The organism is Kribbella sp. NPDC023972 (genome assembly GCF_040639075.1).
Lineage (GTDB): Bacteria > Actinomycetota > Actinomycetes > Propionibacteriales > Kribbellaceae > Kribbella.
The window spans coordinates 813,978-832,859 of the sequence record NZ_JBEZZH010000001.1 but is presented as its reverse complement, the minus strand read 5'-3'; the positions used below and the strand labels follow the sequence as shown (position 1 = coordinate 832,859).

At 67.0% G+C, this 18,882-nt stretch carries 17 protein-coding genes and 1 riboswitch; of the genes, 15 read left to right on the top strand and 2 right to left on the bottom strand.

The window, feature by feature from the left end; genetic code table 11:
* The first annotated feature begins 24 nt into the window (after positions 1–24).
* The 8 genes from AB0F43_RS03720 to AB0F43_RS03685 all read left to right on the top strand — a co-directional run bounded on the left by AB0F43_RS03720 (position 25) and on the right by AB0F43_RS03685 (position 9,525).
* Positions 25–312, top strand: a complete 288-nt coding sequence (locus tag AB0F43_RS03720; RefSeq protein WP_132325634.1) for a hypothetical protein — start codon at positions 25–27, stop codon at positions 310–312.
* Complete coding sequence (locus AB0F43_RS03715) at positions 312–875, top strand: hypothetical protein (protein ID WP_360470144.1); 564 nt, start codon at positions 312–314, stop codon at positions 873–875. The genes AB0F43_RS03720 and AB0F43_RS03715 overlap by 1 nt, the downstream gene beginning before the upstream one ends.
* Positions 872–3,826, top strand: coding sequence for an ATP-binding protein (locus AB0F43_RS03710; RefSeq protein ID WP_360470141.1), 2,955 nt, complete (start codon positions 872–874; stop codon positions 3,824–3,826). Before AB0F43_RS03715 ends, AB0F43_RS03710 begins: the two co-directional genes overlap by 4 nt.
* Positions 3,823–5,826, top strand: a complete 2,004-nt coding sequence (locus AB0F43_RS03705) for a hypothetical protein (protein ID WP_360470139.1) — start codon at positions 3,823–3,825, stop codon at positions 5,824–5,826. The genes AB0F43_RS03710 and AB0F43_RS03705 overlap by 4 nt, the downstream gene beginning before the upstream one ends.
* Positions 5,827–5,985: 159 nt before the next feature.
* Positions 5,986–6,771, top strand: a complete 786-nt coding sequence (locus AB0F43_RS03700) for a hypothetical protein (protein ID WP_360470136.1) — start codon at positions 5,986–5,988, stop codon at positions 6,769–6,771.
* A 21-nt stretch (positions 6,772–6,792) separates the two neighbouring features.
* On the top strand, positions 6,793–7,935 hold the full coding sequence (locus AB0F43_RS03695) for a hypothetical protein (RefSeq protein ID WP_360470133.1): 1,143 nt from the start codon (positions 6,793–6,795) through the stop codon (positions 7,933–7,935).
* A gap of 60 nt (positions 7,936–7,995) precedes the next feature.
* Positions 7,996–9,075, top strand: a complete 1,080-nt coding sequence (locus AB0F43_RS03690) for a M48 family metalloprotease (protein ID WP_360470130.1) — start codon at positions 7,996–7,998, stop codon at positions 9,073–9,075.
* A 231-nt stretch (positions 9,076–9,306) separates the two neighbouring features.
* On the top strand, positions 9,307–9,525 hold the full coding sequence (locus tag AB0F43_RS03685; protein ID WP_360470127.1) for a hypothetical protein: 219 nt from the start codon (positions 9,307–9,309) through the stop codon (positions 9,523–9,525).
* 45 nt (positions 9,526–9,570) lie between these two features.
* Here the strand turns inward: AB0F43_RS03685 and AB0F43_RS03680 are convergent, their stop codons facing one another.
* Together AB0F43_RS03680 and AB0F43_RS03675 are read right to left on the bottom strand one after the other, a co-directional pair.
* Positions 9,571–10,671, bottom strand: a complete 1,101-nt coding sequence (locus AB0F43_RS03680) for a winged helix DNA-binding domain-containing protein (RefSeq protein ID WP_360470125.1) — start codon at positions 10,669–10,671, stop codon at positions 9,571–9,573.
* Between the two features lie 79 nt (positions 10,672–10,750).
* Positions 10,751–11,308, bottom strand: coding sequence for an alpha/beta hydrolase (locus AB0F43_RS03675; RefSeq protein WP_360470122.1), 558 nt, complete (start codon positions 11,306–11,308; stop codon positions 10,751–10,753).
* A gap of 87 nt (positions 11,309–11,395) precedes the next feature.
* On the opposite strand from AB0F43_RS03675, the gene AB0F43_RS03670 reads away from it, so the two are divergent.
* The 7 genes from AB0F43_RS03670 (at position 11,396) to AB0F43_RS03640 (ending at position 18,852) form a co-directional block, all read left to right on the top strand.
* Positions 11,396–11,851 (top strand): Lrp/AsnC family transcriptional regulator, encoded by a 456-nt coding sequence (locus AB0F43_RS03670; protein WP_360470119.1) that lies wholly within the window; start codon positions 11,396–11,398, stop codon positions 11,849–11,851.
* 239 nt (positions 11,852–12,090) lie between these two features.
* Complete coding sequence (locus AB0F43_RS03665; protein WP_360470117.1) at positions 12,091–13,548, top strand: M4 family metallopeptidase; 1,458 nt, start codon at positions 12,091–12,093, stop codon at positions 13,546–13,548.
* A 38-nt stretch (positions 13,549–13,586) separates the two neighbouring features.
* Positions 13,587–14,522, top strand: coding sequence for an oxidoreductase (locus tag AB0F43_RS03660; protein ID WP_360470114.1), 936 nt, complete (start codon positions 13,587–13,589; stop codon positions 14,520–14,522).
* Between the two features lie 58 nt (positions 14,523–14,580).
* Positions 14,581–16,173: a CocE/NonD family hydrolase gene (locus tag AB0F43_RS03655; protein ID WP_360470111.1), complete on the top strand. Its 1,593-nt coding sequence runs from the start codon at positions 14,581–14,583 to the stop codon at positions 16,171–16,173.
* Entirely contained in the window at positions 16,170–17,279 is a 1,110-nt protein-coding gene (locus AB0F43_RS03650) for a lactonase family protein (protein WP_360470108.1), read from the top strand. The genes AB0F43_RS03655 and AB0F43_RS03650 overlap by 4 nt, the downstream gene beginning before the upstream one ends.
* Positions 17,280–17,669: 390 nt before the next feature.
* The gene (locus tag AB0F43_RS03645) at positions 17,670–18,500 is read left to right on the top strand and encodes an aldo/keto reductase (RefSeq protein ID WP_360470106.1); all 831 of its coding nucleotides are present in this window, start codon (positions 17,670–17,672) and stop codon (positions 18,498–18,500) included.
* 3 nt (positions 18,501–18,503) lie between these two features.
* Positions 18,504–18,571, top strand: a riboswitch (guanidine-III (ykkC-III) riboswitch).
* A 20-nt stretch (positions 18,572–18,591) separates the two neighbouring features.
* The gene (locus tag AB0F43_RS03640) at positions 18,592–18,852 is read left to right on the top strand and encodes a hypothetical protein (RefSeq protein ID WP_360470103.1); all 261 of its coding nucleotides are present in this window, start codon (positions 18,592–18,594) and stop codon (positions 18,850–18,852) included.
* Positions 18,853–18,882: the final 30 nt, after the last annotated feature.

Here is an 18,882-nt window from a genome sequence, read left to right as displayed (position 1 = left end):
CGAGGCAACAAGGGAGACACCGCAATGATGACGCACGAACTGGCTGCGAGCGTGGTTCAGCTCGCGGTGCCGCTGGTCGACAGCAACGTCCCGACGGGCGCGGATTTCAAGGACTGGGTCCTGGTCATCGCGGGGAACATCTTCATCGCCATCCTCGTGTTGCGTGCCATCGGGCACTACTTCAAGCGCGAGTGGGGCGAACTGTTCGGCCACATCGCGGCCGGGGTGCTGGTCGGGGGGCTGATCTACGCCAACAACCAGACCATCAATGTGCTCAAGGGCTTCTGGGGATTGCTGTCCGGAGGTAATTGATGCGTGTCGGCCGTACCCTGACTCACCACTTCGAGATCGAGACCCGGCAGTACGACCTGCTCGGTATCGACCTCGGTGAAGGCGCCCGGCGCCGGATGATCATCTTCGGAGCGGTGGTCATCGTGCTGTGGGTCGCGCTGCTGGTTCCGTTCATCGGAGTCCCGCAGAAGAGCACCGTCAGCCTGTACATCGTTCCGCCGTTCGTGATCACCGCGTTCGGCTGGCGACCCGGCAAGTTCCACGAACGCCGCCGCCGCGTGACCGAGTGGGCGCTGGCCGTCCGCTACGCGTTGCGCGCCCACCGCCCGATCATCGGTCTCGGCGCCCGGGCCGCCGACAAGACGGAGTACCTGCCATGGCGTGAGCGCGTCGCGACCCAGAAGGTGGCCAACCTGGCGAAGGCCAGGGTGACCCCGGAGTGGGATCGCGAGGTCGTGGTGGAGCTGGATCCGAGAGTCCGCGCGGGTGCGGACATCACTGTGAACCAGCGTGCCCGCCTCCTCGGGGCGGATCACGTGCAGCGGGTCAGTCGCAGGACGTCGTCTGGGAAGAGGGACGGATGAAGATCGCTGACAAGCTCCTGAACCTGGTGGGTGTCGGCCGGGAGCGCGGCCTGCCGCCGCCACGTCTGGTCGCCATCGCGGACGGCCTGCTCGTCACCGAGCGCAGCGCCGAGGCGTGGTTCCTGATCTCGGTGGCCAACACCGACCTCGCCACCGAGTCCGAGCAGGACGCGGCCCTCGACGCCGCGGTGAGCGCCGCCGCCACCATCCTCGGCGACCGGCTCAGCCACCTGAAGGTGGTCTGGGGCCGTTCGACCGGTCAGGACTACATCGACAGCGTGGCCGGTCACTACCGGCTCGGCGACCACGAAGCCTGGGCACAGACCAGGGCCGACCGGATCGACGAGATGCGGATGCCGGAGCGGTACGTCGCCCTCGGCGTCCACCTCAGCGACCGCGACCCCCGCGCCACCGCCCAGGTGCGGGGTTCGATCAGCGACGCCCTCGGTACGACGTCCTGGCGGGTCAGCGCCCGTGAGCTCGCCCACCTGGACGAGCGGGTCCGCAAACTCGGCCGCCAGCTCGGCTCCACCGTCTGGCGGGCGCACACCGCGCCGGCCGAGGTGATCTCCTGGCTGATCAGCCGCGAGATGCACCGCGGCGCCGTCGCCGCGCCCCGTCGCGGCCTGATCACCGGCGCCTCCCTGGCTCGGCTCACCTCCGGCCGGGTGGTTCCGTACACCGACCACCTGCGCATCTACGACGCCCGCGGCCAGATCGCGGCGTACACGACCGTGCTCGCGATGACCGACTTCCCCGAGGAGCTCGAGACCCCGGGCGCGGGGGAGTGGCTGCGGACGCTGTCCGAGATCAAGGCGATCGACGACGACGGTGAGGAGATCGACGTCACCGTCGAGGCGTCCGTTCGCTTCCGGGTGCTGACGAAGAAGACCGCCCGGCACCTGGTCGACGAGACCCGCAAGAGCGCCAAGGAACAACGAAGGTCCGCCGCCAAGGGCACCGCGGAGGAGACCGCTGACGAGATCGTCGAGACCGAGCGCGTGATGCGCGAGGTCAAGCGCGACATCAACCGCAGCGGTTTGACCCTGGTCGAGGACCACCCCCGCCTGCTGGTCAGCGCGGACACCCGCGAGGACCTGGAGGCGTACGTCGACGCCGTCATCGCGCACTACGCCGACCGCGGCATCACCGTGGCCGCCGGCGCGGACGAGCAGCGCGACCTCTGGCTGGAATCCCTGCCCGGCGACCAGTTGCGCGTACCCGACCTCGGGCACGTGCGTGAGTCGACCGCGTTCTTCGGCTCCTGGTTCTGGGGCGGCGCGTCGATCGGTGACGCGACCGGTCCGGCCATTGGCTACCTGACCGGCTCCACGCCCGGGTTGGTGCGCTTCGACGCTGCCGCCGGTTCTGCGTTGGGTGACGCGACGACGACGCTCTTCCTGGGTCGTTCCGGCCGAGGCAAGACCACGGCCGCGATGCTCGGTGGCCTGGATTCCGCCTTCGCCGGTGCTTGGGTGCCGCTGCTCGACCTGAAGGGTGACGCGGCCGGTGTGTCCGCGGTCGCGGCGGAGTACGGCGTACCGACTGCTGTCATCGAGATCACCGCACAGTTCTCCGGTGCTGCCGACCTGCTGCGCGTGCTGCCGGTCGACGACGCCTTGCTGCAGGCACCTTCGCAGCTGATGCTGCTGCTTCCTCCGCACCTGCGTGGCGCGGCCGAGGCTCCGGTCATGGCCGCGACCCGGGCCGAGATCCAGTCGCCCGACCCGTCCTCGTGGGGCGTGATCCAGCGGCTTTGCGCGTCAGACTCCGAGACCACACGTACGGTCGGCTTCGCCCTGCGCGACATGGTCGAGACCGGCCTCGGTTCGGTCGTCGCCGGCCCGCCGTCCGGCTTGTCGTCGCTGACCACCAACCCGGGTCTGTGGGTCGTCCAGATGCCCGGCCTCACCCTGCCCTCACCCGAGTCGGCACCGGAGTCCTGGTCGCCGATCGAACGTGTCGGCATGGCCTGCCTGCGCGGGTGCCTCGCCTGGATGGTCCGTACGACGGGACGCCGCGAGTTCCGCGGCCGCTCCAAGGTCGTCATCGTGCCCGAGGTCCACTTGTTGACGAAGACCCCGGACGGCGCGTCCTTCCTCGACTACATCGCACGCGTCGGCCGCGCCCTCGGCGCCTCCCTGGTCCTCGACACCCAGGACCCGGCCTCCATCCTGAAACTGCCCGGCCTGGTCGAGCAGATCACCACCCTGTTCGCCTTCAGCCTCCGCTCCCGCGAGCAGGTCGACTCCTTGCTCGAGCTCCTCGGCCGGCCGCAGACCCCGCCGTACCAGGCCCTGGTCCGCGGCATCAACACCGCCGCCAACGGCAAGAGCATCCGCCACGGCCACTGCATCATGCGCGACCGCTGGGACGAGGTAGCCACCGTCCAGATCGACATCCCCAGCCAACAGGTCGCCGCCCTCCTCCGCACCACCCCCGAATCCGAACACGCCAACGAACCCACCCAACCCATCCTCCCGCCCGTCGAAGAAGACCCCTTCGCCGACGACTACGAGGACCTCCCCACCCCCGCCGCCACCGCCACCGCCCAAGCCGAAGCCCACACCACCCACCCCGACCCGGCACCCACCCCCGAGCCCGAGCCGACCTACACCCCCGAGCCCGAGCCCGCCTACACCAACCAAGCACCGCCCACCCCCGAGCCGGCGCACGCACCGTCCACCCCTCAGCCGGCGTACACCAACCAAGCACCGCCCACCCCCGAGCCGCCCCCCACGGTCCCCCAGCAAAACGGCCACCCCCCAACCCCCAACGGCCACTCCCTCCGCTACGAATCCCCCATCGGCCCCGACGAGGTCTACGACCAAGAAGCCGACGAAGCCGCCTACAACGAAGCCATGTACCCCGCCCACGGCGACGGCGCCCCCGCCTCCCCAGACGGCAACACCCCCCGCCCCGGCCCCTCAAACAAGGAGCACGTCGCATGACCTGGTCACGCCGTCTGCGGACGGCAGTGACAGTGCTCTCCATCTCCTTGGTCGTCACAACACAAATCGCCCTAGCCGCCGACCCAGAACCAGGCCCAACAAGCCCAACCGGCTTTGCCGATCTCGTGCCGACGCCAGACTTGACCCACGGTGACACCAGGACGCTGTTCGAGCAGTACAGTCCGATGGCGTATGCGCTGGACTTCGAACGCTCAATCACCGATCCCCTCTCAAGCGTTTTCAACGGGTATGCGCAGTTGGTGATGATGTACATCGTTGCCATCACTCGCGGCGCAATCTCGGTCGGCTGGTGGTTGTTCTCGTTTACGGACATCAAGCCGTTGACAGATGCGACGTCGGCGACGATTGGTGCGACTAGTACGCAGATGGTCGGGTGGTTGCTGCCCTCGGCTTTGGCGTTTGGTGCGGTGGCCGCTTACACACAGCGGAAAGCGAGCGGGAGTGCGCTCGGGCAAATGGCGTGGGTCTTCGTGGCAGGAGTTCTCAGCATCAGCTTCGCGCTTGCGCCCGCGACGTGGTTGAGGGGTGTCGACGGCGCTCGCCAGCTTGGGGCGGATGCGGTGATGACAGCGTCATCGGAAGCAATGGGGCCGACCATGCAGTCACCACTCGCGTGGCCCGAGCCGAGTTTTGCTGGGAGCGCGCGTGACACCTTGCTGAGGAAGTCGGCAGATTCGAGCTGGCGCGGTTTTGCCGTGACGCCATGGTGTATCGCCGAATTCGGATCAATCGCGGCCTGCCAGCGGTATGGCAAAGGTATGTTGGATGCCGGGACGGACAACGACGCGCGAAAGAAGTACATTGACGATGTGATCAGCCCGGCCGAAGGGGGTGGTGACTCTCCGACGGTCAAGTGGACCAAGGGTGAGAACCCGTTCGGGCGGATCGGTGTTCTGACGCTGGCTGCCATCGCCGCCACGCTGTTCGCATTCCTCAACATCGCATTGGCGTTCACGGCGCTGATGGCTTTCGTTGGCTGTCTACTCCTGCTAGTCGTGGGTGTCTTCTTTGCTTGTCTCTGGATCATTCCCGGTAGGCCCCGCCAGTGGGGACTGAACTGGTTTGAAGCATTGCTCGGCTTGGTCCTTCAGTCGTTCCTGGCGATGCTCGTGTTTGGTACAGCGCTGACTTTGGTGACCGCTGTGTTCAGCCTGACCGGTACCCTCGGGTGGCTTCCAGTCAGTGGGCTCGCCATAGCCGTCCTGATTGCCGGATTCAGGCTCCGTCGCCTGCTGGACAACCTGACAACGATGATGCGCCCCGGGGCTGGGAGCATCATGCTTGGTGGACTGGCGCGTCGAGGTGCAATGGGCGCCGTTAGACGCATCATGGGAGCTATCGGCAGCCGGGGTGCGGCGCCGGCTCTTGCGGAACGAGCAAGGGACCGGATGCGGCCAACCGAAGCAGCTTCTCAACGGGTTACCTCTGTCCGCGTCTATCGACAAGCGCCCGCAGTCGGTTCGTTGACGCGAGGGACTGCGGCGAGTTCGCCGTATGAACTCACCGCAGGACCTGAGCGACGCAGGACTGAGGGGGCCGGGACTGCCGGTGGAGTCGGTCCGGCTGGTCAGCAGGTGGGGGCTGAGGGTGGTGCTGTTCGGGCAGCCGGGGTGAATGGGCCGGGTCGGGGTACTTCTGCGTTGAACCTTGCCCGCGCTCGCACCCAGTCCAAGGGCGGCGAAGGGCGGCGGACGATCTCCGTCTCGGCTGCCAATGTCGCCTCCGCGAACGGTTCAGGTACGTCCCGCACTACATCAGCGGAAGCACAGAAGGCCCGTCATTCGCGCAGGCCTGCGCCAGCCCCGGTGAGCGAGCCGAGGTACGAACCCAGGGCATACACGCACTCGGCCAGCCTCCGCGAGGGTCCGCCGAAGGCTCGTCAGCGGCGCCGGGCGCCAGCTGCACAGCCGCGCCGGTTCCGCGAGTACTCCGCCATCACGAAGGATGGCGTGACCGTACACGTGCCGACGCGCAGGTGATCGCGGATGGCACGGAAGCATCGATCGACTGACGATCGCCGGGAGGGCGCGGGCCGCGCGTCCCGTCGGCGCAATCGCGAGAATTCGTGGGCGGAACCGGAGTACGACGACCGCGTCGAACGACCGCGCCCGGAAGCACCGGACAGTTGGCGTTCGCTGATGAGCGCGGACTACGACTATCCGGAAGAGCTGGACGAGCTCACCGGTCGCGAGCGTCGCCGGGCGAAGAAGAACTGGCGGCGTGACGACCATGCGCAGCGGATGGCCTGGTTGCGCAGCCAGCGCCAGGCTGAGCCGACCAGCCCAGCTGTCATCGTGGCGTTGGTCGTTCTGCTCGCGATCATCATCCTCGGCCTGGGCGGAGGTTTGCCGCGCCTGTTCGGCGGCGAAAGCTCAGAGGACGGTACCCCAATCGGCCTACTGACCCCTGGCAGTTCGGTCGTGCTGCCGACCGCGCCGTCGAATACCCAGCCACGTCAGGAGAGCCCACAAGGCACGATTCCAACCCTCACCACTCCGCCGCCGCAGACTCAGCGTCCGTCTGCCGAGTCGACTGCGCTGGCAACCGATGTGGTCGGCACCTGGGCGCGCGCCTTCTACACCCGGGATCCGGCTACGGAAACCTACGAGGCATTGGTCGCCAAGTCTGCGAAGTACATGACTCCGGAGGTCGCGTCGAGCTTCCGCTCCGCCGGCGATCCGACGTACGACGCACTGAAGAAAGACGGTGGCAAGTCGACGGTGATCTCGGCGCCGGTCAGTGCTCCGCCGGCCAACGCGGAGGCGCCGGTCGACACACCGGCGCGGATCACGAGATTCGTGAAGCTCACCATCGATGTCACCGGAAAGAACGCTCAGCGATTCGACGTACCCCTGCTCGTCACGCTGGTGAATCAGGACAACCAATGGGTCATCAGTGACGTGTCAGGCGGTACCGGGCCATGACCACATCTGTGGAGGGCTGCGATGTTCGATGAGCGTGATCTCGGCAGGGGACTGCTCTCGGTCGCGAGCAGGGGTGTGTTCGTCAAGGCCGCAGCCGCCTTGGCCGTCGTGGGCGTGGCCAGTCTGCTGATGCTCGCCCCATTCGGCGGATCGAGCAAGCCACAGGCCGCATGCCTACCGCTTGCACCCGGCCAAGCCGGCGATCCGCTCCCCGACGGTCCACTTCGGGCAACACAGATCGGGTGGGCGAAGCTCATCGATCAGGTTGCGAAGGATCGGGGTCTGCCTGGCCGAGCCACCCTGATCGCCTTGATGACGGCCTTGGTGGAGTCGAATCTTCAGAACCTGGCGTACGGCGACGCCGACTCGGTCGGGCTCTTCCAACAGCGGCAAGGGGCGGGATGGGGCAACAGGACCAAGATCTTGAACGACCCGGTGTATTCGATCAAAGCCTTCTTCGGTGGTAAGGACGCGCCAGATCCGCCGGGCTTGGTGGACATCGACGGTTGGCCCTCGATGGCCCTCGGGGACGCGGCCCAGCGAGTGCAGGTGTCCGCGTTCCCTGACCGCTACGCCACTCGTGAGAGCGAGGCACGTCAGATCGCGGCCGCCGCCGGCATCGACCTCAATCGCCCCGGCAACCCGTACGCCGGCCGAGCGGGCGCACCCCCGAGCGGTTCGATCGAAGCCGTCGCACAAGACGACGACTGTAGTAGCGAAGGCCTGATCTCCGGCCAACCAGTGAACGGTGTATGGCCCGAGCAGCAGCAAACCGTCACGGACCCGACCGGAACGGGCGGCCTGGTCACCCCGCGTACGGCGGCCTGGGTCGCCGAAGCTCGAAAGAACCTCGGCACCTTGAGCATGAGCTGCTGGGACGCACACCTGTGGAACCCCACCAGCGACCATCCCCGAGGCAAAGCCTGCGACATCATGGTCGGCACCGACGCCCGCCAATCGTCCCCAGCCCGCGCCCGCGGCGACCAGATAGCCAACTGGGCCGTAAGGACCGCAGGCCAGACCGGCGTGCGCTACGTCATCTGGTACGGCAAAATCTGGTCCGCCCGCCGAGGCACCTGGATCCCGTACAACGGCGGCGGCGTCTACAGCCCCACCGACGCCACCGGCGGCCACTACGACCACGTCCACGTCTCCCTGTACTGATGATCGATGTCTCCGTAATCTGCCGCGTGTGGCTGAGGCGGCACAGGAAGTGAGAACCCAATGACCAGTCCGGGTGACCCGAACGAACCAACCGGCCCCTGGACAAACGGACCATGGCAGCAACATGCTGACCCGCACTACCGTGGTCCTCATCGCAACGTGCCGCCGGACGGGCAAGGAAGCGAGCCAATCAATCCGCCGTACGCGGCACCTGAGCTGCAAGGTGGTCCAGACGGAGCTTCTCGCGCGTGGTCGTCGCCGGCCGGTATTGAGATCTCGGCAGCGCAGTCACTGCTCAGCATGGTTCCGTGGCTTTTCTGGAGTCTGGTCGTCGTCTCCTGGATCGCAAGCATCGTCGGCTTCGGTTACGGCTGGGTCATCGTCGCACTGTGGCTGCTGTCCGGTGTCCTTGTCCTTGTCCGTCCGATTGAACTTGCTATTGCGCGTCACATCTTGCGCCTGCGCCAGCCGACGATCATCGAGCAACAGCGTATCGACCCGGTCTGGAGACAAGTGGCCGAGCGCGCGCGCGTGGATCCGGCCCGGTACTCGCTTTGGCTTCAAGAGTCGGACGAAGTCAATGCGCAACCGGCCCCGGGCCACACAATCGCTTTGACGACCTGGGCGCTGTATACCCTGCCAAGCACGCATCTCGCCGCAGTTCTTGCGCACGAGGTCAGTCACCACGTTGGGGGTCGTGACTGGCTGAGCCTCCTGAGTTTTTGGTACTCGATCCCTGCGCGGTGCGCACTGTGGTCCGTGAGGGGGCTCGTCAAGCTGATGAAGGCTGTGCCGGCAGTCGGGTGCGTTGTTGTCGGCTTCCTGACTCTCGGTTATCTCGGGTTGCTGCTAACCATTCTGATCTTCGACGAGAGCTTTGTGTTGCCGCTGTTGTTCCTGACACCCTTTGTTGCACCCCCGATCCTGGCATGGCTCGGTCGCCGAGAGGTTTTCCAGGCTGATCGCCGGGCGGCGGCGATGGGATACGCCCACACTCTGGGGGAGGTTCTCTACGGTTGGCAATTTCAACACCAGAACATGTCAGGACGCGAAGCCAGTCGGCGCTCCCAGTTGATGTCGAGCACACCATCGCTCGCCGACCGAGTACGGGCCCTTGAGGGACTGACTCCGACCGCGTAGGCGTCCTAAACCACAAGAGACCGCGGCGCACGGAGTCGGATCCGAAAAATGCGCCGCGGTCTCATCAGCATCAACGGTGTTGCTGCACCTCCACTGACCTGACGATCTTACCTTCTCCAGTCGATCGCATGACCAGTACGGTCACTGAGAGAGGTAATGGCGGGCAGGTGGGCTGAATGTTGACCTCTAAGCGCTGATTGCTGACCACTAAGCAAAGACGGAAGTAACCACGTGGTGCTTTCGTTCACTCGTGATCGATTCGCCGGAGTTGAGCGTTGGAACACCAACTTGGTTGCGTTGACCTCGTTGATGGTGACTTTGACTCGTTTGCTTCGGCAAGCTGCTCAGGTCGTCCTGATCGTGGTCGGCGTGGTCTCGGTGTTCTGGCCGGGGCTTTTGCCGCTCGTGGCCGCGTCGTTGGCTCTGCTACTGCAGATTCGGCGCGCGTAGGCGCGGGACACAGCAGCTCGACCCTTGTGGTCGAGCTGTTGTGCGTTAGGCGGTGATGCGCTTGATCTCGGAGGTGGCGTCCGGGGCACTGAAGGTGAGGAGCTTTTGGGCTTCGGATTCGATGGATTGCCAGGCCTCGGGGGACAGCTTGGTGATCGGCTGGATTTCCAGGGTCGCTCGGGTCTTGGTTTTGGTTAGTTTCCAGAGGGCTGTTAGGCGGCCGTTGTGGAGGGTGGTGCCTTGGGTTAGGAGGTCGTGGAGGGTCAGGCGTTGGCGGGTGGGGGCGTCGATCCAGCGGGTGCGGTCGGCGTGGGAGAGGAGGAGGTTGTCGTATTCGGGGAGGAAGCGGACGGGGACGTCGATCGCCTCGTCGGGGAGGGTGATCTCGGGGAGGTCGTAGAGGGTGCGGCCTGATTCGGCGTCGGTGTAGGTGCGGAGGTCGAGGCGGTCGAAGACTTCGGACAGGCGGGTGAGGCCGGACCAGTTCTGGGCGTCCGCGACCGAGGCGGGGCCGTAGGCGGCGAGGTAGCGCCGGACGAGGTCGTCGGCCGACGGCTGATCGGTGACGGGGGAGCCGAGCCAGAGCTCGGCGGTGGACATGGCGGGGTTGCCGCCCTTGCCCCAAATGCCGCGTGGTGGGGTCTGGATGGTGGGGAGCAGGCAGCGTACGGCGTGCGCCAGGGCGGCGGGATCGCGGTCGGGCCACAGCGGGGCGAGGTGTTCGCGCAGTTGTACGGCGGTCGCTGGGGCCTCGGTCATGCGCTCGATACCAGCTTTCAGGACCGCGTCGATGTCGAGACCCTCGAGTCGGTGCCGGCCGTACGTCATGTTCTGGAACACCTCGCGTTCGAGCCGCGGCTGGATGAGCGGGCGGAACGCGAGGAAGTCGCGGCTCGACATCAGGTGGATCGTTGCCCTCATCATCGAGCCGCGGACGGCCTCGCGGTTCTCGATCAGCTTCGCGAGTTCGCCGGGTTCGAAGTCGTTCAGGCGGGTCCAGAGTCCGACGTACGGCGCCAGCGGCGACTGAGCCTGCATACCGACCAGGTGCTCGATCGCCTCGAGGGCGGTCGCGTCATGGCGTTCGATCAGCCATTGGCGGTGCAGGGTGGCGCGGTTCAGGGCTTGCAGACTCAACTTCGACATGGCTGATCCTCTCCTGGTTTACGGATCCAACGCTAGGAGAGAAAGAGGCCAGAACCAGTCCGCTACTCGAGTACGTCGATCACGCGGCGACTGTCAGCCCGAGGCCGGCGAGGAAGCTGGTGAGGAGGCGCTGACCGTCCGGCCAGAGACCAAGGTTGCTGTCGGAGTTGAGGTGGCCATGGCTGCCGGTAGTGATCAAGGGCACCTCCCAGGCGGTGGCCAGGCGGCCGGCGGCGTCGACGGTGCAGTACGGGTCGTTGTCACTGGCAATCAGGACGCCGGGGACAGGGAGAGGGGTCTGGTCAAGGTCCGTGAAGGTGGGGAGCAGGTCGACCGGGAAGGTTGCTGCGAGTTCGTCGGGCGGCGCGACCAGGAAGACGCCGCGAACGGCCGGCGAGCCGACTGAGCTCAGCCAATGAGCCACCGCATGACAGCCGAGGCTGTGTGCGATGAGTACGACGGGCTCGTCGGCGGGACCGATCGCCTCATCGATGGCCTTGCTCCAGTCGTCGCGATCCGGGTTCGTCCAGGACGCCGGGGTGATGCGGGAGGCGTTGGGCAACCACCCGGATTCCCAGGTCGACTGCCAGTGGTTGTGGTCCGAGCCGTCGAGGCCGGGGACGATGATGAATCGCATGGAGCGCTCCCTTGATTGCCGCAGTGTGCTGTCATCATGGGTGAGATCATCCAGGCCGGGCCACGCGAACTGATGAAATGAAGGCAGATGGGCGAATCGACCACGAATGCATTGGACCAGGTCGACCGGGAGATCCTGGCGATCCTTCAGACGAACGGGCGGCTCAGCGGGGCGGACATCGGCCGCAAGGTCAACCTGTCGCAGCCGGCGGTGTCGGCGCGGATCCAGCGGCTCGAACGGTCCGGCGTGATCACCGGCTACCGGGCCGTCGTCGATCCCGCGCGCGTCGGCCTCAACATCCACGCCGTCGTTCGGGTACGGACGACGCACGCGCGCATCCCCGACGCGCTCGAACTCTTCGCCACGCTGGACGAGGTGACCGCGACGTATCGGCTGACCGGAGACGACTGTTTCCTGCTCGACGTCCACACCGCCGATGCCGGGCGGCTCGAGCAGGTCGTCGACGCGATCGGCCGACTGGGGCCGGTCACCACCTCGCTTGTGCTCCGCGAGTACCCGGTCAAACCCCTCGCGTCCGGGTGAGGCTTGCGATCCGATCGACGTAGGCCGAGCCGCGTCGTCGACGGTCAGCCCCAGATCGTCGCCGGCCAGTCGGCGGCGATCGGAGACCTTCGGCGGAGCCGACTGCCGGCGGGTGGGGGATTTCCCTTGCGGGCGCAGTACGGCGGAGCTTTTCCTTCCCACCGGGTGGGCGGGCGAACTAGGGTTCTACGGATCGTAGTTGTTGTGTTACGCAACTCGTCCACCTAGGAGGGGAACGCATGGCGAAACGCGTGATCGCGGTCGTCACCGCCGGTCTGGCCACCGTGTCGATGGGGCTGTCCTTCACCAGCGCCGCGGGGGCGGCGCCGGAGAGTGCCGCGGCGAGTCCGGCCGGCCTCAAGCTGATCAAGACCAAGACCTCGTTGCTCGGCAAGCACTACTGGTACCAGCAGACATTCAAAGGTCTGCCGGTGATCAACGGGTACTACGCCAAACACGTGACCAAGGCCGGCGGCGCCCAGATCGCCGACGGGCGGGACGCCGTACCGGCGAATCTGGATGTGACCGCGAAGGTGCCATCGGCAACGGCGACCAAGTCGGCCAACGCGGCGGTGAGTGCGCGGGCCCGGGCCCGGATGGCCGGACCGGAGAAGGACGTGACGCCGGCCCCGACCGCCACCGAGGGCGCGGCGCAGTTGGCCGTCATCGGCGGCCCGAACGCGCGTCTGGTCTGGAACGTCACCAGCAGGTCGACGCAGGGCGTCACCCGTTCGCTGGTCGACGCCAAGTCCGGCGCCGTGGTCGAGTCGAAGGTGATCAGTGATCACGCCGACGGTCGCGGCATCGTCTTCGACCCGAACCCGATAGTCAGCGAGCGCGACGAGAAGCTGACCGATCAGAATGACGCGAACACCGACGAGCTGTTCCCGGCGCACAAGAACGTGATCCTGCGCAACCTGGCCGGCAACGGGAAGCTCGAGGGCACGTACGTCAACGTCAAGAAGGCCAAGGGCGGTCTCGCGCAGAGCGCGAACAACCAGTTCCTGTACTACCGCGACGACGACCGGTTCGAACAGGTGATGGCGTACTACCAGGTGAACCAGACCCAGGAGTACATCCACAATCTCGGCTTCACCGAGGTGAACAACGAGTCGCAGGACTTCGAGATCAACACCTACGCCGGTGACAACTCGTTCTACGACCCGTCGAAGGACGTCATCACGATGGGCGAGGGTGGCGTCGACGACGGCGAGGACGCGGAGGTGATCTGGCACGAGTACGGGCACGCCATCCAGGACGACGTCGTTCCGGGGTACGGCGAGTCGCTGCAGGCCGGCGCGATCGGCGAGGGCTTCGGCGACTACTGGGCCGTGACGATGTCGGTGCCGGTGAGCCGGAACTTCGACCTGCCGTGCGTGATGGACTGGGACGCGACGTCGTACACCACGACCGAGCCGCACTGCCTGCGCCGTACCGACACCGGCAAGACCACCGACGACATCGTCGGCCAGGTGCATGACGACGGGGAGATCTGGTCGAACGCGCTGTGGGACATCCACAAGTCGCTCGGTCGGACCAAGGCCGACAAGATCATCCTCGAGGGCACGTTCTTCTACGCGCCGGACACCTCGTTCGCCGACGCCGCCCGGGTCACCGTCCAGGCCGCCCGCCTGCTCTACGGCAAGGCCGCCGCCGCGAAGGTCACCCAAGCCTTCCAGGCCCGCAAGATCCTCTGAGAAATTCCAGGTCATGCGCCCACGGCTACTGTGGGCGCATGACCTGGAGTACGGCGGACATCCCCGACCTGACCGGACGTCGCGCGCTCGTCACCGGCGCGACCAGCGGACTCGGCTACGAGACGGCGCTCGAACTGCTCAGACACGGCGCCGAGGTGCTGATCGCGGCGCGCAATCCGGCCAAGGCAGCGCACGCAGCCGAGAACCTCAAGCAAGCGTCCGGTCACGAGCCGACCGTCGTCGAGCTCGATCTCGCCGATCTGACCAGTGTCGAGAAGGCGGCGGACCAGGTCACCAAGACGTACGACAAGCTCGATCTGCTGGTGAACAACGCCGGCGTGATGGCGACGCCTTACCGGCAGACCGCGGACGGGTTCGAGCTGCAGTTGGGCACCAATCACCTGGGGCATTTCGCCCTCACCGGACGGCTGCTGCCGTTGTTGCTCAAGGCACCGGCACCCAGGGTCGTGACCGTCAGCTCCTTTATGCACAAGACGGTTCGGGGGCTCAAGGCAACGGACTTGCGGCGGCCGGAGCAGGGCTACTCGAAGTGGATCGCCTACGGGAAGTCCAAGCTCGCGAATGTGCTCTTCATGCTCGAGCTCGACCGGCGGGCGCGCGCCGCCGGGTCCAATCTGCTCAGCGCCGGCGCGCATCCCGGCTACGCTGCCACGCACCTCCAGGCGGCGGGGCCGGAGCTGGCCGGCCGGGCCCTCCAAGCCCGGGTGTGGGGCAACTTCACCAAGCTGGTCGCTCAGTCCGCTGCGGCCGGCGCTTGGCCGAGCCTGTACGCCGCGACCGATCCGTCCGTGCGGCCCGGCGGCTACTACGGTCCGGGCTTCTTCGAGTACCGCGGTGCTCCGACGGCGGTCTTGCCGACCCGCACCGCGCAGGATCCCGCCCTAGCCGAGCGGCTCTGGGTCTGGTCGGTCGAGGCGACTGGGGTCGATCCGGCACTCACCGTGCCGAGGTAGTGACACACCGGCGTCTTTGTGGCTACTCTCCGGTAATCCCGAGCCGGAGGTCGTGCCCGTGCGCCGAATCGCAGCCGCCCTTGCTGTCGTCCTTGCCCTGATCACGATCGGCCCGGCCGTCGGTGCCGAGGCGGATCAGGCCGGGTTCAGTACGTCGTACCAGCGCATCCCTGGCACGGGTGGGATCGAGATCGGCGCGGTCGTGCTCACCCCGACCGGCCAGGGCGACGGGCCGTTCCCGCTGGTGGTGATGCCATCCAGCTGGGGTGTGCCGAATGTCGAGTACGTCGGCCAGGGCGCCAAGCTGGCCGAGTCCGGCTTCCAGGTCATCTCGTACTCGAGTCGCGGCTTCTGGGACACCGGCGGCGAGATCGACATCGCCGGTCCGCCGACCGTCGCCGACGTCAGTGCAGTGATCGACTGGGCAGACCAGCACACGCCGGCGGACACCGGCAGAGTCGCGGCGGTCGGGATCTCGTACGGCGCCGGCACGTCGCTGCTTGCGAGCGCGCAAGACGCACGGATCAAGGCGGTCGGCGCGATGAGCGGCTGGGCCGACTTGATCGCGTCGCTCAACCCGAACGAGACCGTCGCACTCCAGTCCGTCGCCGGTCTGCTTGCCCTTGGCAATGTCACCGGCCGGCCCGGCCCGGAGATGGCGTCGCTGCAGACCAAGTTCGTCAGCGGGAACTTCGACGGCGCGATCGCCGAGGCGAAGCAGCTGGCGCCAGTCCGCTCCGCGGCGACTGTGGTCGACCGGATCAACGCCAACCGTCCGGCTGTGTTCCTCGCCAACGCGTTCGAGGACTCGATCTTCCCGCCCGCGCAGTACACCGACTTCTTCACCCGGCTGACCGGGCCGAAGCGATTGCTGCTCGCCCACGGCGATCACTCGACCCCGGAAGCGTCCGGCGCGATCGGTCTGCCGAACGAGACCTGGGACGAGCTCGCCGCCTGGTTGCACCACCACCTGACCGGCGCGGACAACGGCGCCGACGTGGAAGCTCCGGTCCAGCTGAAGTCCCAACGCGGCGTCTGGCGTGGGTACCCGAGTTGGGCCGCGGTCGGACAACCGCGTACGTCGTACCTCACCAAGCCGGCCGGATTGTCGCGGACCGGCGCTCTTCAGCCGAAGGCGTCGACGGGCTGGAGCAGTGGGATCGGAGCCGGTGTGCCGACGATCGCGGACAGCGGCGTGGCGCTTGTTTCCGGCGCTCTGCAGGGGCTGCTGTCGATACCGACCAGTGTCGCGACGCCCTTGGTCGACAGGTCGTTCGCGGGTGTCTGGTCCGGCCCCGTCCACGCCAGCGGGGCCGTCGTCAACGGCACGCCGACGCTGCATCTGACGGTCAAGCCGTCTGGGCCGGATACGTCGCTGTTCGCCTACTTGTACGACGTCGACGCGCTCGGCGTCGGCTCGCTCGTCTCGCACAAACCGTTCACGCTGCGCGGGGCGACGCCAGGCAAAGCCGTGCCGATCGACGTCAGACTCGAGGCCACCAGCTGGGAGGTGCCGGCCGGTCATCATCTCGTCCTGGTCGTCGACACGGTCGACCCGCGGTACCTCGGCCACAGCGCGATCGGCAAGACAGTCACCTTCAGCTCGCCGGCCGGCGACCCGTCGTCGATCAGCATCCCGGTGGCGTCATGACCGTGACGCGCCGAGGCTTCCTCGGCATCACCGCCGCCACCCTCGCCACGACCTCAGCCGCCACAAGTCCCGCGGCCGCGTCTCCCGTCGCCACTCGCTCCGCCGCACCTCCCGGCGGCGGCACGCCGAGCAGGACGCTCTACCTGGGCACGTACACCTCATCGCCCGGTGGTGGCTCCGGCATCGGCATCGCGACGTACGAAGCCAACGGAAAGATCAGCGCGACCGGCGTGCTGAGCGGTGTCGAGGATCCGTCCTTCCTCGTCACCCGCGGCCGCCACCTGTACGCCGTCAACGAGCAAAGAGCCGGGGGAGTGACGGCGATCGCGATCGATGCTCCAGGCAAACTCCGAATCCTGAACCGCCAACCCAACCAGGGATCCGCGCCGTGTCACCTGACGATCGCGGGTGACTACCTGCTCAGCGCAAACTACGGGTCCGGCGATCTCGCCGTGCATCCGATCCGCTCCGATGGGAGCCTTGGGCAACAGACCGACCTGGTGAAGCACAAGGGCACGACCCCGCATGCCCATCAAGTCCTTCAGGCCGGCAAGTACGTCCTCGCCGTCGACCTCGGCACGGACTCGATCTACACCTACACCCTCGCCGACGGCAAGCTCCTCCTTCGGCACCAGACCACGTTGAAGACCGGTGCCGGCCCACGCCATCTCGCCTTCCACCCCTCCGGCCGCTACGCGTACGTCGCCAACGAGCTCGACAGCACGATCACCGTCTGCCGCTACGACAACGGCCGACTCACGCCGACAAACACAGTGTCGACAATCCCACCAGGCTCGCCACAGAACTACCCCGGCGAAGTGATCACCTCACCCGACGGTCGCTTCGTCTACCTGACCAATCGCGGTCACAACAGCATCGCTGTCTTCGCCACCTCCGCGGCGGGATCAGCGCTCAGCCTGGTGAGCACGCCGTCGTGCGGCGGGGACTGGCCGCGGCACTGCGCGCTGGACCCCTCCGGCCGGCTGATGTTCGTGTCCAACCAGCGGTCGAACAACGTCACCACCTTTGCGGTCGCTCACCGGACCGGCGGGCTCACCCAGACCAGCAGTTTCAGCATCCCAACACCGGTCTGCGTCAGCGTTTGATTCAGCGCGCGACCTCCTCCGTTCGGGACTGGTGGCCTGGGCCCCGATCCCAGCACATCAGGTGCTGACGGCATCCATTTCTCTCCGCTCGACGCTGAGGTGCCGACGCTCCACGACTCAGGCCCCTGAGCCTGAAGCCGCGAGGAGAAGCTGAGCCCTGAGTCGCGCAGGCCGGAAGCGGCGACGAGACGATGGGTGGGGGCCGGAGAGAGGCTGGCTGGGGAAGCCGCGAGGAGACGCTGGGTGGGGAGGCCGCGGAAAGACGTTGGGAGGGAAGCCGCGGAGAGACACACTGGATGGGGAAGCCGCGCGGATCGGGGCGTTCGGGATGCGAACTCGTCGCGGAGACATGATCCTGGTAGGGACTGCCGACCAGGGGAGGTGACAGTGATGGCTGCTCCCAGGCATGCTCTTGCGCCCCTTGCGTCGAGCAAGTTCCGGCCACCCCGGTTCGGGCTCGCTGGTTCGCGACTCGGCGAACCGCCGGACCGGGACGGAGACGCCAAGGCGATCGCCACCGTCGACGCGGCGTACCAGGCCGGCATCCGGTTCTTCGACACTTCCCCGGCGTACGGCGCCGCCGCCGAGCAACGCCTCGGTACTGCGTTACAGCGGCGGCCGCGCGGTGAATTCCTCATCTCGACCAAGGTGGCCGGCGCGGATGCCGGGGAGTCGGTCCGCGCGAGTATCGAACGGCTCGGCCTCGCCGTCGATCTCGTGTTCGCGGAGGGTCCCGCGATCGAGGCGGCGTACCCGGCGCTGGACGAGCTGCGGCAGGACGGCGTGATCAAGGCGATCGGCGTCGCATCAGGCGATTGGCAGTTGCTCGACCGGATCGTGCGCGACGTCGAGCTGGACACGGTCCTGCTGGCCGGGCAGTACTCGTTGCTCGACCAGACCGCGAGGCCGCTGCTCGATCGTTGCCTCGCGCGCGGGGCTTCGGTGATCGTGTCCGGCATCCTCACCCCGCAGGTGCTGCGGACCGAGCAGTCGAGTGACCCGGCAACGATCCACGCGCGCCAGATCTCCGCGGTCTGCGAGCGGTACGGCGTTTCGCTGCCGCAAGCCGCACTCGCCTACCCCACCAGGCATCCCGCGGTCACGTCAGTGTTGATCGCGGCGGCCAGCCCGGCCGAGATCCGCGCCGACGCGGCCCTTGTCCGCAAGCCGGTGCCGGTCAATCTGTGGCGTGATCCGGACCTGTTGCGATTGGTATCCTGAGCGGAGGAGCCGCGGTCTGCGGCTCCCCGGACGAGTGGCGTCGTACCCGGTCCACGACAAGACGGCGCCCGCCCCCTGGAGGGGCACTCCGATGCATGCAATCGACATCGTCGAGATCGCCGGTGCGCTCACCATCCTGATCGCCTTCGCGGCCGCCCAGGCCGGACGGCTGCGGCAGCGCACTGTCTCGTACCAACTGCTCAACCTGGTCGGCTCCGCCGTGCTCGCGGTGATCGCCGCGGTCGACTCGTCCTGGGGCTTCCTGCTGCTGGAGGGCACCTGGGCCGTGATCAGCCTGATCGGCCTGCTCAGCCTCACCCGCACCCGCGAGCCGGCACCCGCAAAGACCTAGACCTCAGAGACCTGAACCTCACAGGCCTAG

Excerpts from the sequence above, each read along its gene's own strand:
- AB0F43_RS03680 (WP_360470125.1), bottom strand. The coding sequence starts at position 10,671 with ATGTCGAAGTTGAGTCTGCAAGCCCTGAACCGCGCCACCCTGCACCGC.
- AB0F43_RS03700 (WP_360470136.1), top strand. The coding sequence starts at position 5,986 with ATGAGCGCGGACTACGACTATCCGGAAGAGCTGGACGAGCTCACCGGT.
- AB0F43_RS03720 (WP_132325634.1), top strand. The coding sequence starts at position 25 with ATGATGACGCACGAACTGGCTGCGAGCGTGGTTCAGCTCGCGGTGCCG.
- AB0F43_RS03695 (WP_360470133.1), top strand. The coding sequence starts at position 6,793 with ATGTTCGATGAGCGTGATCTCGGCAGGGGACTGCTCTCGGTCGCGAGC.
- AB0F43_RS03715 (WP_360470144.1), top strand. The coding sequence starts at position 312 with ATGCGTGTCGGCCGTACCCTGACTCACCACTTCGAGATCGAGACCCGG.
- AB0F43_RS03690 (WP_360470130.1), top strand. The coding sequence starts at position 7,996 with ATGACCAGTCCGGGTGACCCGAACGAACCAACCGGCCCCTGGACAAAC.
- AB0F43_RS03660 (WP_360470114.1), top strand. The coding sequence starts at position 13,587 with ATGACCTGGAGTACGGCGGACATCCCCGACCTGACCGGACGTCGCGCG.
- AB0F43_RS03670 (WP_360470119.1), top strand. The coding sequence starts at position 11,396 with ATGGGCGAATCGACCACGAATGCATTGGACCAGGTCGACCGGGAGATC.
- AB0F43_RS03650 (WP_360470108.1), top strand. The coding sequence starts at position 16,170 with ATGACCGTGACGCGCCGAGGCTTCCTCGGCATCACCGCCGCCACCCTC.
- AB0F43_RS03665 (WP_360470117.1), top strand. The coding sequence starts at position 12,091 with ATGGCGAAACGCGTGATCGCGGTCGTCACCGCCGGTCTGGCCACCGTG.
- AB0F43_RS03640 (WP_360470103.1), top strand. The coding sequence starts at position 18,592 with ATGCATGCAATCGACATCGTCGAGATCGCCGGTGCGCTCACCATCCTG.
- AB0F43_RS03645 (WP_360470106.1), top strand. The coding sequence starts at position 17,670 with ATGGCTGCTCCCAGGCATGCTCTTGCGCCCCTTGCGTCGAGCAAGTTC.
- AB0F43_RS03675 (WP_360470122.1), bottom strand. The coding sequence starts at position 11,308 with ATGCGATTCATCATCGTCCCCGGCCTCGACGGCTCGGACCACAACCAC.
- AB0F43_RS03705 (WP_360470139.1), top strand. The coding sequence starts at position 3,823 with ATGACCTGGTCACGCCGTCTGCGGACGGCAGTGACAGTGCTCTCCATC.
- AB0F43_RS03710 (WP_360470141.1), top strand. The coding sequence starts at position 872 with ATGAAGATCGCTGACAAGCTCCTGAACCTGGTGGGTGTCGGCCGGGAG.